Source organism: Mesorhizobium sp. LNJC394B00, assembly GCF_000502555.1.
In the GTDB taxonomy this organism is placed as follows: domain Bacteria; phylum Pseudomonadota; class Alphaproteobacteria; order Rhizobiales; family Rhizobiaceae; genus Mesorhizobium.
Map to the genome: position 1 here is coordinate 1,700,819 of NZ_AYWH01000002.1, position 15,747 is coordinate 1,716,565.

The 15,747-nt window shown below is 62.8% G+C and carries 14 protein-coding genes; 12 read left to right on the top strand and 2 right to left on the bottom strand.

Features of this window, described 5'->3' with window-relative positions:
* Positions 1–198 precede the first annotated feature (198 nt).
* The 12 genes from X751_RS151645 (at position 199) to X751_RS151590 (ending at position 14,443) form a co-directional block, all read left to right on the top strand.
* Positions 199–1,632, top strand: coding sequence for a UbiA family prenyltransferase (locus tag X751_RS151645; protein WP_023744699.1), 1,434 nt, complete (start codon positions 199–201; stop codon positions 1,630–1,632).
* 3 nt (positions 1,633–1,635) lie between these two features.
* Entirely contained in the window at positions 1,636–2,988 is a 1,353-nt protein-coding gene (locus tag X751_RS151640) for an FAD-binding oxidoreductase (protein WP_023744700.1), read from the top strand.
* 124 nt (positions 2,989–3,112) lie between these two features.
* The gene (locus tag X751_RS151635) at positions 3,113–3,556 is read left to right on the top strand and encodes an EamA family transporter (RefSeq protein WP_023741597.1); all 444 of its coding nucleotides are present in this window, start codon (positions 3,113–3,115) and stop codon (positions 3,554–3,556) included.
* Positions 3,553–4,560 carry an NAD(P)-dependent oxidoreductase gene (locus X751_RS151630; protein ID WP_023739101.1) on the top strand — a complete coding sequence of 336 codons (1,008 nt, stop codon included), beginning with the start codon at positions 3,553–3,555 and terminating at the stop codon, positions 4,558–4,560. The genes X751_RS151635 and X751_RS151630 overlap by 4 nt, the downstream gene beginning before the upstream one ends.
* A gap of 67 nt (positions 4,561–4,627) precedes the next feature.
* Positions 4,628–6,058, top strand: coding sequence for an aspartate aminotransferase family protein (locus tag X751_RS151625; protein ID WP_245260644.1), 1,431 nt, complete (start codon positions 4,628–4,630; stop codon positions 6,056–6,058).
* A 33-nt stretch (positions 6,059–6,091) separates the two neighbouring features.
* The gene (locus X751_RS151620) at positions 6,092–7,327 is read left to right on the top strand and encodes a DUF2029 domain-containing protein (RefSeq protein ID WP_023744701.1); all 1,236 of its coding nucleotides are present in this window, start codon (positions 6,092–6,094) and stop codon (positions 7,325–7,327) included.
* The gene (locus X751_RS151615) at positions 7,324–8,079 is read left to right on the top strand and encodes an FkbM family methyltransferase (RefSeq protein WP_023744702.1); all 756 of its coding nucleotides are present in this window, start codon (positions 7,324–7,326) and stop codon (positions 8,077–8,079) included. Before X751_RS151620 ends, X751_RS151615 begins: the two co-directional genes overlap by 4 nt.
* 154 nt (positions 8,080–8,233) lie before the next feature.
* Complete coding sequence (locus tag X751_RS151610) at positions 8,234–10,795, top strand: FAD-dependent oxidoreductase (protein ID WP_023744703.1); 2,562 nt, start codon at positions 8,234–8,236, stop codon at positions 10,793–10,795.
* Between the two features lie 91 nt (positions 10,796–10,886).
* Positions 10,887–11,732: a DUF1194 domain-containing protein gene (locus X751_RS151605; RefSeq protein ID WP_023744704.1), complete on the top strand. Its 846-nt coding sequence runs from the start codon at positions 10,887–10,889 to the stop codon at positions 11,730–11,732.
* Positions 11,733–11,831: 99 nt separating this feature from the next.
* Complete coding sequence (locus X751_RS151600) at positions 11,832–12,782, top strand: ABC transporter substrate-binding protein (protein ID WP_023730687.1); 951 nt, start codon at positions 11,832–11,834, stop codon at positions 12,780–12,782.
* A gap of 105 nt (positions 12,783–12,887) precedes the next feature.
* A complete protein-coding gene (locus X751_RS151595) occupies positions 12,888–13,661 on the top strand; it encodes an ABC transporter permease (RefSeq protein ID WP_023744705.1) in 774 nt (257 codons plus the stop codon).
* On the top strand, positions 13,658–14,443 hold the full coding sequence (locus X751_RS151590; RefSeq protein WP_023741590.1) for an ABC transporter ATP-binding protein: 786 nt from the start codon (positions 13,658–13,660) through the stop codon (positions 14,441–14,443). The genes X751_RS151595 and X751_RS151590 overlap by 4 nt, the downstream gene beginning before the upstream one ends.
* A gap of 1 nt (position 14,444) precedes the next feature.
* On the opposite strand, the gene X751_RS1000000165595 is transcribed toward X751_RS151590, so the two are convergent.
* Together X751_RS1000000165595 and X751_RS151585 are read right to left on the bottom strand one after the other, a co-directional pair.
* Positions 14,445–14,618 carry a DUF1778 domain-containing protein gene (locus tag X751_RS1000000165595; RefSeq protein WP_023741589.1) on the bottom strand — a complete coding sequence of 58 codons (174 nt, stop codon included), beginning with the start codon at positions 14,616–14,618 and terminating at the stop codon, positions 14,445–14,447.
* A 7-nt stretch (positions 14,619–14,625) separates the two neighbouring features.
* The gene (locus tag X751_RS151585; RefSeq protein WP_348524244.1) at positions 14,626–15,564 is read right to left on the bottom strand and encodes a GlxA family transcriptional regulator; all 939 of its coding nucleotides are present in this window, start codon (positions 15,562–15,564) and stop codon (positions 14,626–14,628) included.
* Positions 15,565–15,747: the final 183 nt, after the last annotated feature.

Below are 15,747 nucleotides of genomic sequence, written 5' to 3' on the forward strand. Positions count from 1 at the left end.
AAGCAGATGTAGTAAAGGCCGGGCAATGCCCGGCCTTTATTGTTCGCGGTAGCGATTGCTTAACAATGACGCGGGAAATATCGTGGCGCCTACCGGCTGCAACCGTGCGTTTTAACGTTCAATACGCCGTTCCGCCGCTATACCGGTGCGAAGACGCCGAAACACGGCGCAACCGGTTATGAATAGGGCAGAACGGACATGGATGCGCGGTCGGACAAGAACGCAATCCCGCTTGCGGTCGACCTCGACGGCACGCTGATTGCGACCGATCTTCTTTGGGAAGGCCTGTTCATCCTGCTCAAGAAGAATCCGCTCTATGTTTTCCTGGTCCCGTACTGGCTGGCCGCCGGCCCGGCGCGGCTGAAACAAGCCATCGCCGACCGCATCGATATCGATCCGGCCTCGCTGCCCTATCGCGAAGCGCTGCTGCAGCGGCTGCTCGCCGACCATAGCGACGGACGCAAGATCGTGCTGGCGACCGGTACGCCACGCAAGTTCGCCGAGGCGATCGCCGCGCATCTGGGCGTCTTCGACTATGTGCTGGCGACCGACGGTCCCCACAACATGACCTCGGGCCGCAAGCGCGACGCGCTCATCGCCGCCTATGGCGACGGCGGTTTCGACTATGCCGGCAACAGCCGGCACGACCTCAAGGTTTTCGGAGCCGCACGCAACGCCATCGTCGTGGCGCCCGACCGCCATGCGAGGCGCTGGCAGGCCGCGCATAGCGCCGAAAGGATGCCGGCGCCGAAAAGCACATTGAAGACATTCGTCAAGATGCTGCGGGTGCATCAGTGGCTGAAGAATTCGCTGATAGCGGTGCCGATGGTGCTGTCGCATGAATACTTCAACATCAACATGATCTGGCAATGCCTGCTGGCGTTCGTCTCCTTCAGCGCCGTGGCTTCCGCCATCTACATCCTCAACGATTTCTTCGACCTTGCGCTTGACCGCAAGCACCCGACCAAACGCAACCGGCCTTTCGCCAGCGGCGCGCTGTCGATACCGTTCGGTCTCGGCGCGATGGCGGTGCTGCTGGCGATCGGCATTGCCGCCGGGCTTCTGTTGCCGATCGAGTTCCTGGGCGTGCTCGCCGGCTATCTGGTGGTGACCACAGCCTATTCGCTGTCGTTCAAGCGCATGCTCCTGGCCGACGTACTGACGCTGGCCGGGCTCTACACGGTGCGTGTGCTGGCAGGTGCTGCGGCGACCGGGGTCGAAGTCTCGTTCTGGCTGCTCGCCTTCTCGATTTTCTTCTTCCTGTCGCTGGCGCTGGTGAAGCGCTATGTCGAACTGCGCACCACAGCCATTCCGGTGGGCGAGCGCATTGCCGGTCGCGGCTACCGCATCGAAGATCAGGAGATCGTCGCCCAGGCAGGAATGGCGTCGGCCTTCTCCTCGGCGCTGGTGCTGGCGCTCTACATGGACAGCGTCGCGGTACGCGAACTCTATCCGCATCCCTGGCTGGTCTGGCCGCTGGCGCCGATCGTGCTGTATTTGACCATGCGGGTCTGGATCCTGGCGCGCCGCAACGAGATGAATGACGATCCGGTCATCTTCATCATTCGCGACTGGCGAAGCCAGATCGTCGTGGTGATCGGCGCCGCCCTTCTGGTCGCGGGAGGCTGGTAGGGCATGGCCGGCGAACGGTACCGGAGTTTTGGCCTCGCCACGCCGGCCGCAAAGCGAGCCATCGCGGCCGACGATGCCATCGCGCTGATGCGAAGCGGCAAGGCGACAAAGAACGCTCTGCTCGCCTATGGCAATGGCCGCTCCTACGGTGATTCCTGCCAGAACGAGCCAGGTGCGGTCGTGGACATGCGGCCGCTGAACCGCATCGGCGCCTTCAATGCCGAGACCGGCCTGCTCGAGGCGGAGGCCGGCGTGTTCCTCTCCGATATCATTGCGCACACTGCACCTTACGGTTTCTTTCCCACGGTGGTCCCAGGCACCCAGTTCGTCACCCTTGGCGGCGCGATCGCCAATGACGTCCATGGCAAGAACCATCACCGGCGCGGCACTTTCGGCTGCCATGTCGAGTCTCTCACCCTGCTGCGCTCGGACGGGCGGACCTACACCTGCTCGGCAACCGACAATGCAAGGCTGTTTGCGGCGACGATCGGCGGCATGGGGCTGACCGGCCTGATCCTGTCGGCCTCGATCCGGCTGATGCGGGTGCATTCGCTCGATATCGCCGAGAAGGTAACGCGGTTTGCCGATCTCGGCGAATTCTTCGAACTGGCCGAGGCCGCCGACCAGGCCAATGAATATGCCGTCGCCTGGATCGACCAGCTTGCCGGCGGCCATGGCCGCGGGCGCGGCCTGTTGTTGACAGGCAATCATGCCGAGTATGGTTCGCATGCGGCGTCTCGCGCCGGCTCCCGTTTTTCAGTGCCGTTCCAGCCGCCGTTCAATGTGCTCAACCGGCCGTTCCTCACCGCCTTCAACGCCGCCTATCGGTGGAAGAAGGGGCGCTCGCCGGGGCCGAGCCAAACCGGCTACCAGGGCTTTTTCTTTCCGCTTGATGGTGTCGGCGACTGGAATCGGCTGTATGGCCCGAAAGGTCTCTACCAGCACCAGAGCGTGGTGCCGGAAAATGTCGCGCGTCAGACCGTGCCGGCGCTGCTCGAGGCGGCGCGACGGGACGGGCAGGGCTCTTTCCTCACCGTGTTGAAGCGCTTCGGCTCGATCCGCTCGCCGGGGCTGCTGTCCTTTCCGCGGCCAGGCTTCACGTTGACGCTGGATTTCCCCAATCGCGGCGACAGGACGCTGGCCCTGCTCAGCGAACTCGACCGCATCACGGTCGCGGCCGGCGGCGCGGTCAACCCGTACAAGGATGCGCGCATGGGCGCTGATACTTTCGCGGCCTCCTTCCCGAATTGGCAGCGGCTTGAAGCGCTGCGCGACCCGGCGTTCGTGTCCAGTTTCTGGCTGCGGACGGCGAAAAAGCTCAACGGCCGGCCAGGGCGTGTCAAGGCAGCTGAATAGGTACAATCCGAATAAGTCATGGTTAATAGATCGTAAGTTCCGTGGTTTACTCAAAGCATTGTCGTGACTTCATGAAATGTTTGCAGGTTCGTAATAGGACCGTTGCGAGTGGCGGGTGCAAAATATGAAATACATCGTCTTCATTCTGTTCACGGTCATGACCAATGCCGCCGCGCAGCTGATGCTGAAGCAAGGCATGATGTCACTCGGGCCGATTTCGTTCGAAGGCACCAATCCGCTGTTGAGGCTGTTGCAGGTCGTTTTCAGCCCATGGGTGTTTCTCGGCCTGTGCACCTTCGTCATCTCGATGGCTTCGCATCTCTATGTGCTGTCCAAGGTCGAGCTCAGCTTTGCCTATCCGTTCCTCAGCCTTGCCTATGTCGCGGTTGCGATCTTCGCCTATTTCATCTTCCGCGAGGACCTCAATGCCTGGCGCATTGCCGGCATCGCCTTCATCTGCGTCGGCACCGTGCTGATCGCGCAAAGCGGTCGAGACTTGGGCGGGCGCGGGCATGACGACCAAACCGCTTCCATCATCCCCGACAAGACCAGCGAGATCGTTCGATGAGACATGTTATTTTCGGTGGCGACGGCTTTGTCGGCCGTCATCTTGCCCCGAAGCTTGTGGCCGATGGTGAAGAGGTTGTCGTTGCCGACATCGTCAAGAGCGACCTGACGCACTATCGCAACGTTCGCTTCGTCACCTGCGATGTCACGGATACGGCCTCGGTGGCCAACATCGGATTGAAGGCCGACGACATGGTCTACAACCTGTCGGCCAAAATGCTGTCGCCGATCCAGGTGCGGGCCAAGCGTCACGACTTCTTCTTTCCGGTGAATTTCCACGGCACCGAACACATCATGCAGGCGATGGACAAGGCCGGCGCGTCCAAGCTCGTCCACTACACCACCGACATGATCTACGGCCACACGGTCACCCAGCCGATGACCGAGGAGCACCCGGTCGCACCGCTCGGCGAATATGGCTGGTCGAAGCAGAAGACCGAGGAGCTCGCCGCTCAATGGCGCAAGCGCGGCATGTCGATCTCGCTGTTTCGCCCGCGTCTCATCATCGGTCCCGGCCGGCTCGGGATCCTGGAAAAGCTGTTCAAACTGATCGACTGGAATTTTCCTGTGCCGATGATCGGCTCGGGCAAGAACCCCTATCAGTTCATCTCGGTGTTCGATTGCGCGGAAGCTGCCCGCGCGGCCTGGAAGGCAGGCGTGCCCAACCAGGCCTATAATCTGGGCTCCCTCAATCCGCCGCCGGTGAAGAAATTGCTGGGCGACCTGATCAAGCATGCCGGCTCGAAGTCGCTGCTGATCCCGACGCCGGGCTGGGCGGTCAAGCGCACCCTCGACCTGCTCGATCTCATGAACATGCCGATCATGGATCCCGAACAATATCTGATCGCCGATGAGGAGTGCGTGCTCGACGTATCCAAGGCCGAGCGTCAGCTCGGCTGGGTGCCGCAATATCGCGACGAAGACATGCTGATCGCCGCCTACAGCGAATACCGCGCCAAGAAAGACGGGCTTGCCGTCACCGCCAATCATGCCCCCGCCGAATAAGTGGAACGACCAGGAGAACTCCGAAATGACCGTCATGGCCAAGCCTGAGCAGACGAACGCGCGCACCATGGTCGGCGCGCCGGCGTTGTCGCCTACCGCCATCGCCAAGCCCGACCTGATCAGCGTCGAGCAGGCGAAGGCGATGGATGTCGCGCGCATGACCGACCTGTTCAAGGCGCATCTCAATCCGGGCCAGCTGCATTTCATGAAGCTGCTCGGCTTCCACAAGATCAAGATCGAGCGTGCCGAAGGCATGTTCTACATCGACCAGAACGGCCGCAAGATTCTCGACTTCTTCGGCGGCTTCGGTTCGCTGGCCTTCGGCCACAACCATCCGCGCATCCTGGAGGCCCGGCGCAAATTCCAGGAGGAGAAGCGCCAGGAAATCGCCATCGCCTTCATGTCGCAATATGCATCGGCCCTTGCGCACAACATCGCCAAATGCTCGCCCGGCGATCTCGACATGGTGTTTCTGGGCTCGTCGGGTTCGGAAGCGATGGAAGCGGCGGTGAAGCTCGCCGAGCGCGCCGCCGGGCCTAAGAGGCCAAAAATCGTCTATGCCGAGAATTCCTTCCACGGCAAGACCAAGGGCGTGCTCGGCATTACCGATGGCCAGCTCTACCGCGCGGACTTCAAGATGGCTGAGAACACCGTTCGCATTCCGTTCGCCGATATCGAAGCGGTCGAGCGGCTGTTCCGCTCCGACCCGGAGGTCGGCGTCATCGTGCTTGAGACAATCCAGGGCGGCGGCGGCATCATCCAGGCAGAGGCGCAATATTGGCAGAAGCTGCGAGCGCTGTGCGACCAGTATGGCGTGCTGTGGGTGGCGGACGAAGTGCAGTGCGGCTATGGCCGTTCGGGACGCTTCTATGCCTTCGAGCATTATGGCGTCGTGCCCGATGTGACGGCGCTGGCGAAATCGCTCGGCGCCGGCAAGGCGGCGGTCGGCGCGATGATCGCCCGGCGCGAGGTCTATATGAAGGCCTATGGCACGCCGAAGACGGCGATGATCCATGCCATGGCCACCTTTGGCGGCATGGGCGAGGCCTGCGTCACCGCGATCGAGGGCATCAACGTGCTCTATGATGAGGGGCTGATCGACAACGCCGCCACTACCGGCGACTATCTGCTTCAGCGCCTGCAGGCGCTGAAGGAGAAGTACCCGAAGATCATCAAGGATGTGCGCGGCAAAGGCTTTATGGTCGGGCTCGAGTTCCACGACTTCTCGCAGACCTTACCGATGGTGCTGCGTCCGATCGTCAGCGTCCTCGACGACAAGCTGAAGGGCTCGCTGTCGGGCTTCGTCGGCGCGCTGTTGCTGCGCGACTATGACGTGCTCGTCGCCTTCACCGAATACAACCGCAACGTCATCCGTCTCGAGCCGCCGCTGATCTGCCAGCGCGAGCATGTCGACCATTTCGTCGATGCCTTCGATAGCCTGCTGTCGCGCGGCATCGTGGGGATCGTGAAGGATTTCGTCAAAAGCCAAGTCCGTTAAAGAAGTCCGTTGAGCGAAGTCCCGAGTCCGACAATGCTGAGCACGTCTCCCGCCCCGCAAAACACACTCGACCGGCTGACCGCGGCCGCTCTGGCGTGGGGCGAGGGGACTTATGCGCGATGGGCCGCGCCAATCGGCGCGATCGCGTTTTCGCTCTATATCCTGCTGACAGCGTTTACCGCCTGGACGATGCCCGATGCCAATTGGGACATGCTGCCTTATCTCGCAATCGCCGAGGAGGGCGCTTACCCAGATGCGCAGGCGCTGCATGACTATGCCTACAGGACGGTCCAGGCCGGCGTTTCGGCCGCCGACTACAAGGCGCTGACAGACGATGGCGGCGGCTTCCGCAGCCATATGGCGCAAAATGCCGCCGACTTCCACTCGCTGCTTGGCATGTACCGGATCAAGTTCCTCTATGCCGAGATGCTGTCGACGATGAGTTCGGTGATGTCGCCGGTCGAGGCGATGCGGGTGCTGCAGGTGGTCTCGGTCCTGCTGTTCGGGATGATCACGCTGCTGTGGCTGCGAACCGAAGGTGCGCTGGCGCTGGCGCCGGCGGCCGGCGCGGTACTGATCATGGCCGATTTCGGCGACGCGGCGCGCGCCTCGACTCCGGATCTGATGTGCTCGGCCCTGTTCCTCGGCGGGCTGTTTGCTTATGTGCGCGGCCGCGAGGCAGCGACCGCTTTCCTGCTTTTCATGGCCTTCATGGCGCGGCCGGACAACATCGTGTTCCTGGCCATTTTCGCCGTGCTGCTGCTGGTCTTCCGGCAGCGGGCGTGGGGCGCGCTGGCCGGCTTTGCCGCGTCCTTCGTCGCCTATTTCGCGATTTCGCACTGGGCCCAACATCCCGGCTGGTGGCCGCATCTGTGGTTCTCCAGCATCGAGCAGCACTACAATATGGATGGCTTCGAGCCGCCGTTCTCGGTTGGCGCCTATCTCAAGGCGTTTGCCGCATCCTTCATTCGCGCCATCAGCATCAACAGCTGGGTCGGGGTCTCGGTTCTGGCGCTGGCCGCGTGGTTTGCGCTCGGCCGCGCCGGCTTCCGGCTCGATCGTCGCGCCGGCATCCTGCTTGCAGCACTGGTGCTTGGCGTGCTGGCGAAATTCACCGTCTTTCCGATCCACGACACCCGCATCTACTTCCCGAACCTTCTGCCGCCCTACCTTTTGCTCGTCGGCCCGATCATTGCGCTGTGGGCGTCGGCAAGCCTGAATGGAAGGCGGCCCATCGCCTTGCAGGCCATACCTGGAGATAAGCCATGAGTTCCATTTCCGGCCTGGCGCGCATCGCCCTTTCGCTCGGCCTGCCCGCTGGTCTGCTGGATCGCGGGCCGGCGTTGCGCGGCACGAAATTCCTGGCCAAGGCTGCACTGAAGGCGCGGTTCAGCAGCGGGCAACCCTTCCAGATGGTCAATGTCGGCGCTTGCGACGGCGCGCTGTTCGACGACGTCACGCCGTGGCTGCACCGCATTCCGCGGGCGCGGGCCGTGCTGGTCGAGCCGATCCCGTACAATCAGAAGCGGTTGCGCGCCAACTATCCCGACACGGAACGCTTCGTCATCGAGCCGGTCGCGGTGACAAAAATCAAAGGCACGATCACCGTCCACACTTTCGATGCCGCGGCACTCGAGGCCGGCACGCTGCCGATCGAGTTCATCGGCTGCTCGTCGGTCACCGACACCAATCTGATGTCGGGCAAGAATGCCTGGGGCGAGGCCGACGTAAATTTCAACAAGTTCGCGCCGCACCTGAGGGATATCGAGGTGCCGTCGGACACGCTGCAGACGCTGCTCGACCGCAACGGCATCACGCATATCGACGCCTTCCTGGTCGATTGCGAAGGCGCCGACTGGATCGTCTTCGAACAGCTCGATCTCAAGCGCTATCGTCCGGGCATGATCAAGGTCGAGGTCGGCGCGCTGCCGGCTGCCGAAATCGGCCAGGTCGTGGTCAAGCTGAAGACATCAGGCTACCAGGTCGGCTTCCAGGCCGAGGACATCTGGGCCTTCGCCTGAGATAGATCGCCACTGGCGGCACGCCCGGTCGCCGGGTCGCGTCGCATCTGCGACGTGTCGCAAACAGGCGGTAGCTCCATCCACGTCCTCTGCATATTGTGCGCCATTCGAACGGGCGCGGACACGCCCGCTTTATCCCCTTGGAGTCGCGGCAATGGCAGAGTTTCCGAAACAGGCGAAGGTCGTCATCGTCGGCCTGGGTGGCATTGTCGGCGCATCGATCGCCCATCATCTGATCGAACGCGGCTGGACCGACATTGTCGGCATCGACAAGTCGGGCATCCCGACCGACATCGGCTCGACCGCGCACGCCTCGGACTTCTGCTACACCACCAGCCATGATTTCCTGTCCTGCTGGACGACGCTCTACTCCATCGATTTCTACGAAAAGATAGGCCATTACGCCCGCATCGGCGGCCTTGAAGTGGCGCGTGTCGGTGACGACAGCCGCATGGACGAGATCAAGCGCAAGATCGCCTCGGCCAAATCCTTCGGCACCCGCGCCCGGCTGATCGAACCGGCCGAGATCAAGGAAAAATTCCCGCTGATCGAAGAGTCCATGGTGCAGGGCGGCCTGTGGGATCCGGACGCCGGCCTGGTCATCCCGCGCTCGCAGACCGTCGCCGGCAAGCTGGTCGACCAGGCGGAAGCTACGGGGAAACTCAAATCCTTCGCCAACACGCCCGCCAAATCTCTCATCGTCGAGGAAGGCCGCATCAAGGGCGTCGTCACCGACCGCGGCACGATCATGGCCGATTATGTCATCGTCTGCGCCGGCATCTGGGGCCGGCTGATCGCCGAGATGGTCGGCGAAGACCTGCCGGTCATGCCGATCGACCATCCGCTGACCTTCTTCGGGCCTTACAATCAATTCGCCGGCACCGGCAAGGAGATCGGCTGGCCGCTGCTGCGCGACCAAGGCAATTCGGCCTATATGCGCGACACCGGCGATCCCAAGACCGCCGAAGGCGGCCAGATCGAATGGGGTTACTACGAAGAGACCAATCCGCGTCTTTGCCATCCGCGCGATTTGCTGGAAAAGGATCAGGCGCGGCTGTCGCCGTCGCAGCGCGATCTCGACATGGAGCAGATCCTGGCGCCGCTGGAGCGCGCCATGGAACTGACGCCGATCCTGGGCGAACTCGGCTACAACGAAAGCCATTCCTTCAACGGCCTGTTGCAGGTGACCGCCGATGGCGGCCCGTCCATGGGCGAGAGCCAGAAGGTGAGGGGCCTCTGGTACGCCGTCGCCATCTGGGTCAAGGACGGCCCCGGCATGGGCAAGCTGATCGCCGACTGGATGACGGACGGCCGCACGGAAATCGACCATCACGCCATCGACTATGCGCGCTTCTATCCGCACCAGACGAAAGAGCAGTTCATCTGGGATCGCTGCACCGAGACGGCGATGAAGGTCTACAATCCGGCGGTGCATCCGCGCGAGCCGTTCTCCAAAGGCCGCAACATCCGCCGCTCGCCGTTCTGGGAGCGCGAGAAGGAGCTTGGCGGTTACTTCATGGAGCTGGGCGGTTGGGAGCGCGCGCATGGCTATGCCGCCAACGAGCATCTGCTGGAGAAGTATGGCAACCGGGTTCCCATACGTGAGAACGAGTGGGACAATCGCCATTTCTGGCGGGTGTCCAATGCCGAGCACCTGGCGATGAGCGAGGATTGCGGCATCGTCAACCTCTCGCATTTCTCGATGTACGACATCGAAGGGCCGGATCATGTCGCGCTGCTGGAGTGGCTGTGCGCGGCCAAGATCGGTGGCGACAACAACATCGGCAAGGGTATCTACACCCACTTCCTCGACGAGGAAGGCATGGTGCGCGCCGACTTCACCGTCATCCGCATGGCCGACCGCTGCCGCCTGATCGACGGCGCCGACGCCGGCCCGCGCGACTTCCGCTACATGCAGCGCACCGCGCAGGACAAAGGCTTTGACGTCACCATCACCGACGTGACGGAAAAATATGTCACCATCGGCATCTGGGGACCGAACGCGCGGGCGACGCTGCAGAAAGTGGTCGAAAATCCGGATGGTCTCTCGCTCGAGAACTTCCCGTTCGCGGCGATCAAGCCGGTCAGGATCGGCGGCAAGGACGTCACCGCCTTCCGCATCTCTTATGTCGGCGAGCAGGGCTGGGAACTGCATATGCGTTACGAAGACGGCCTGGCCGTTTGGGACGCGCTGCGCTCGACCGGGGTCATGCCGTTCGGCGTCGAGACCTATGCCAACACCCGGCGCATGGAAAAGAGCCTGCGCCTGCAGAACGCCGACCTGTTGACCGAGTACAATCTGCTCGAGGCCGACCTTGCCCGACCGAAGGTCAAGGAGAACGATTTCTGCGGCAAGGCAAAACATGTCGAATACCGCGCCCGCGAGCACCAGCCGGCGATCCTGTGCACGCTGGTGATGACGGAAAACGTCGATTCGAAGGGTGTTGCCCGCTATCCCGTCGGCACCATGCCGGTGATGGATCCGAAGACCGGCGAGACGCTGGTCGACGAACTCGGCCGCCGCTCCTTCACCACATCGATGGCCTATGGCCCGACCATCGGCAAGAACATCGGCCTCGCCTATCTGCCCTGGGCCCATGCCCAGGAGGGCCGCAAGTTCGCCATCGAATATTTCGGCGAGACCTACCCGGTCGAGGTGGCTGCCGTCGGCTACAAGCCGCTCTACGATCCGGAGAATTTGAAACCGCGGAGTTGAGCGTCATAGGTTCCAACCAACACATCGAAAAGCCCGGCACCTCTCCGGGCTTTTTGCTTTGTCAGCAGCCGGTTTTCGCTTACCTTCGGGCATGTCTGCTTTTTCTTGCGCACGACATTTCCTTTCAGGCAGCGCCGCGCTGGCGCTGGGGCTCTGGCTGGTGCCGCCGGTTCAAGCCGCCGAGCCGGTCGACGTCGAGCTGGTGCTGGCCGTCGACGTGTCGCTGTCGATGTCGCCGGGCGAACTCGAAATCCAGCGTCACGGCTATGTGGCGGCGCTGACGCACGACAATGTGCTGCAGGCTATCGCCGATGGCGCCTACGGCAAGGTCGCCGTCACCTATGTCGAATGGGCGGGAGCGACCACGCAGCAGGTCGTCGTGCCGTGGACGGTGATCGCCAGCCGGGCCGATGCCGAGCGGGTGGCCGCGCAGCTTTCCGCCCATCCGCCGGCCAGCGCCCGGCGCACCTCGATTTCCGGCGCGCTGGAATTCGGCAGCGATCTGTTCGCCGAAAGCGGTTTTCAGGGGACAAAGCGCGTCATCGATATTTCCGGCGACGGCCCCAACAACCAGGGCGCGCCCGTCGACATCACCCGCGACGCGGTGGTCAAGCAAGGCATCATCATCAACGGCCTGCCGCTGATGACGCGCGGCGGGTTCGGCGGCGCCTATGACGTCAACAATCTCGACCGCTACTACAGCGACTGCGTCATCGGCGGTCCCGGATCCTTCATGATCCCGGTCAATGACTGGACGCAGTTTCCCGAAGCGATCCGCCGCAAGCTGGTGCTGGAGCTGGCCGGCGCCGCTTCGCCGCAACGGGCGAGCGAGGAGGCCGGGCATCCGCTGGTGATGCTGGCGCAGGACCGGCCGACCGACTGCCAGGTCGGCGAAAAGATGTGGCGCGACCGCAGCTGGATGTTCGATGCGCGTTAGTGTGCGCATCATCACGCTGCCGTGAAGGGCCGGCTTCATTGACAAGCCCATGGGCGTCTGTGACACAATTCGACATCCGAAAAAACAAGGGGAACCGACATGAACAAGACCATCGTCGCTGCCGCGGCATTGGCGCTTGCGGCTGCAATATCCGTGCCGGCCGAGGCTGCCACATCGGTCACCATCGGCATCAGCGGATGGACCGGCTTTGCGCCGCTGACGCTCGCCAAGCAGGCCGGCATCTTCGAGAAGCATGGCCTCGACGTGACCCTGAAGAAGGTGCCGCAGGCCAGCCGGCCGCTCGCCATCGCCAGCGGCGACCTGCAATGCGCCGCCACCACGGTCGAGACCTGGCTGGTGTGGAACGCCTCAGGGGTGACCACCAAGCAGATCTTCCAGCTCGACAAATCCTATGGCGCCGACGGCATTGTCGTGCGCAACGACATCAAGACCGTCGCCGACCTCAAGGGCAAGAATGTCGCGTCCTCGGCGCCGGGCACGTCGCCTTATTTCATGCTGGCCTGGGTGCTGAACAAGAACGGCCTGTCGACCAAGGATGTGACCGTCGTCAACCTGGAACCGGATGCGGCGGCGCAAGCCTTCCTCGCCGGCCAGAACGATGCGGCGGTCACCTATGAGCCGTTCATCTCGGCGGTGCGCGACAAGTCCGATCAGGGCCACATATTGGCGACCACGCTCGACTACCCGATGGTGCTCGACACGGTCGGCTGCACGCCTGAATTCCTCACCGCCAATCCCGACGCCGCCAAGGCGCTGGCCGACAGCTATTTCGAAGCGCTCGACCTGATCAAGAGCGATCCGCAGAGATCCTACGAGATCATGGGCGCCGACGTGAAGCAGTCTGCGAAAGAATTCGAGGATTCGGCGAAATACCTGAAATGGGCCGACAAGGCGGAGAACAAGCAGTTCTTCACCAAGGAATTCCAGGACTTTTCCAAGACCGCCGGCGAGCTTCTGCTGCAGATGGGGTTGATCAAGGAAGCGCCAGATGTTGCAGCGCTTGCCGATACCAGCGCGGTGGCGAACTGATAGTCCGGCCTTTGACCATCATGCGGCGGTGCCAGCGCGCCGCCGCTTTCTACCGGGCAACGCGACTGAGCATGGGGACGATCTGACGATGCGGACGATCTGAAGATGCGCCCCTTGCATCCGGTGTCGCCGGGCATTCGAACCGTGCTTGGCATTTCCTTCTTCGTGCTGTTCGTCGCCTTCTGGGCGTGGATCACGCTTGGCGGCCACGTCAACCGCATCTTCCTCGCCGACCCGCTGTCGATTCTGCGGGATGGTTGGCGGCTGCTGGTCGAGGATCGCTTCTGGCTCGACATATTGATCACCATCTGGCGGGTCTTCGGCGGGTTCCTGCTGGCGTCGATCGTCGCCGTGCCGATCGGCATCGCCATGGGCGCCTGGAAGCCAATAGAAGCGTTTCTGGAGCCGTTCGTCTCCTTCGCCCGCTACCTCCCGGCTTCGGCCTTCATTCCGCTGCTCATCCTGTGGGCCGGCATTGGCGAGCTGGAAAAGCTGCTGGTCATCTTCGTCGGCTCGGTGTTCCAGATCATCCTGATCGTCGCGGTCAAGGTGGGCTCGACGCGGCGCGACCTGGTCGAGGCGGCCTATACGCTGGGCTCGACCAACAGCGGTATCGTCAAACGGGTCATCATGCCGGCCAATGCGCCCGAGATTGCCGAGACGCTGCGGCTGGTGCTCGGCTGGGCCTGGACCTATGTCATCGTCGCCGAGCTGATCGGTTCGTCCTCAGGCATCGGCTACATGATCATCAACAGCCAGTCGCGGCTGGCGACAGGGCAGATCATCTTCGGCATCATCGTTATCGGGCTGATCGGATTGTTGTCCGACTTCGCCTTCAAGGCGTTCAATCGCTGGCTCTTCCCCTGGAGCCTGGCATGAGCAAGTTGCTTATCGAAGGCGTCTCGCGAACCTTCGCCGGCGTGCGTGGCGGGCAGCCGGTCAAGGCGCTGATGCCGGTCGACCTTGCGGTCGCCGCCAACGACTTCATCACCATTCTGGGGCCGTCCGGCTGCGGGAAGTCGACGCTGCTCAGGATCGTTGCCGGCCTGGAAGCGCCGAGCGAAGGCCGTGTGCTGCTTGACGGCAAGGCGGTGACGCGGCCGGGACCGGATCGCGGCATGGTATTCCAGTCCTACACGCTGTTTCCGTGGCTGACGGTGGCGCAGAATATCGCCTTCGGCCTGCGCGAACGCGGCATGGCCGAAAAGGAGCGAGACGGGATCGTCGCTTCCTATGTCGACCTCGTCGGGCTCAAGGGCTTCGAGAACCATTGGCCAAAGCAGCTGTCCGGCGGCATGCAGCAGCGCACGGCGATCGCCCGGGCGCTCGCCAACGACCCCGAAATCCTGTTGCTGGACGAGCCGTTCGGTGCGCTCGACAACCAGACGCGCGGGCTGATGCAGGAACTGCTGCTCGGCATCTGGGAACGGCGCAAGAAGACGGTGCTGTTCGTCACCCACGACATCGAGGAGGCGATCTTCATGGCCTCGCGGGTGATCGTGATGAGCGCGCGGCCAGGCCGCATCAAGTCGGATGTCGCCATCGACCTACCGCATCCACGCCACTACACGCTGAAGACCAGCCCGGAGTTCTCGGCGCTCAAGGCGCGGCTGACCGAGGATATCCGCGTCGAGGCTATGCGGACGGCGCAGGCGCAGTGACCTAAGCTGGGTCGCCTACGGAAAAGATGCTCGGTTCGCTCAGCAATCGCTTCAAGCGTGGTAGGTCACGCGCAGGAGTTTCCAACGCCGCCATGAATGCTGCCCATTTTTCGACGTCGAGGCGGAAACTCTGCCGGTCGGCGAGTTCTTTGGAGAGTGCCGTTCGCGCGGTCACGTGACTCTCAAGCCGCCAGCAATTGCTTGCGGTCGACGCGCTCCTGCTGCGGCGAGCGGGCGTAGAGCTCGCGGTAGCATTTGGAGAAATGCGACGCCGAGACGAAGCCGCAGGCGACCGCCACTTCGACCACCGGCATCGACGACTGGATCAAAAGGTGTCGCGCGCGGTCGAGGCGGATTTCCAGGTAGTAGCGGGCAGGGGACCTGCCCATCTCGGTGCGGAACAGCCGCTCGATCTGGCGGCGCGACAGGTCGACATGGTCGGCGATTTCGATCAGCGACAGCGGCTCGGAGAGGTTGCCTTCCATCAGTTCGATGATGGTCAGCACCTTGGAATTCTGCACGCCGAGGCGGGCGCGCAGCGGCAGGCGCTGGCGGTCGGTGGGGCTGCGCACGCGGTCGGTCAGCACCTGCTCGCACACGCGGTTGACCAGATTGTCGTCGAAATCGTCGCCGATCAGCTTGAGCATCATGTCGAGTGCCGCAGTGCCGCCGGCGCAGGTGTAGATGTTCTGGTCGATCTCGAAGAGGTCGGCAAAGACGTTGGCCTTCGGAAAGGCCTCGGAAAAGCCCGGCAGGTTTTCCCAATGGATGGCGCAGCGCTTGTTGGAGAGCAGGCCGGCGGCGGCAAGGATATGCGCGCCGGTGCACAGGCCGCCGACCGCGACGCCTCTGTTGTATTCCTCGCGCAGCCAGGCGAAGGCCGACCTATTCTGGTAGCGCTCGACATTCATGCCGCTGCAGACGATGGCCATGTTCGGCCGATCCGGCCCGGCCATCTTCTTGCGCTCTTCCTCGAGCGAGGTGTTGACGGCGCATTCGACGCCGTTGGAGGCGCGCACCGGCTTGCCGTCGATGCTGGCGAGGCGCCAGCGATAGGCCTCATAGCCAAGCATGCGGTTGGCCGAGCGCAGCGGGTCGAGCGCCGTCGCAAAGGCGATCATGGTGAAGTCCGGGACAAGGAAGAATACAAACGATCGCTTGATCGGATGCTTTACGGCGTTCAAGGGAACCTCACGCAGCCATGGCGCGAACAGGATGTCGCGAACAGCACAGCGACATCAGGAAAAACCATTCCTGTCAATTGGCTAGGGGGCTAAGCGGAAACTATATTTGCGACATGGGTC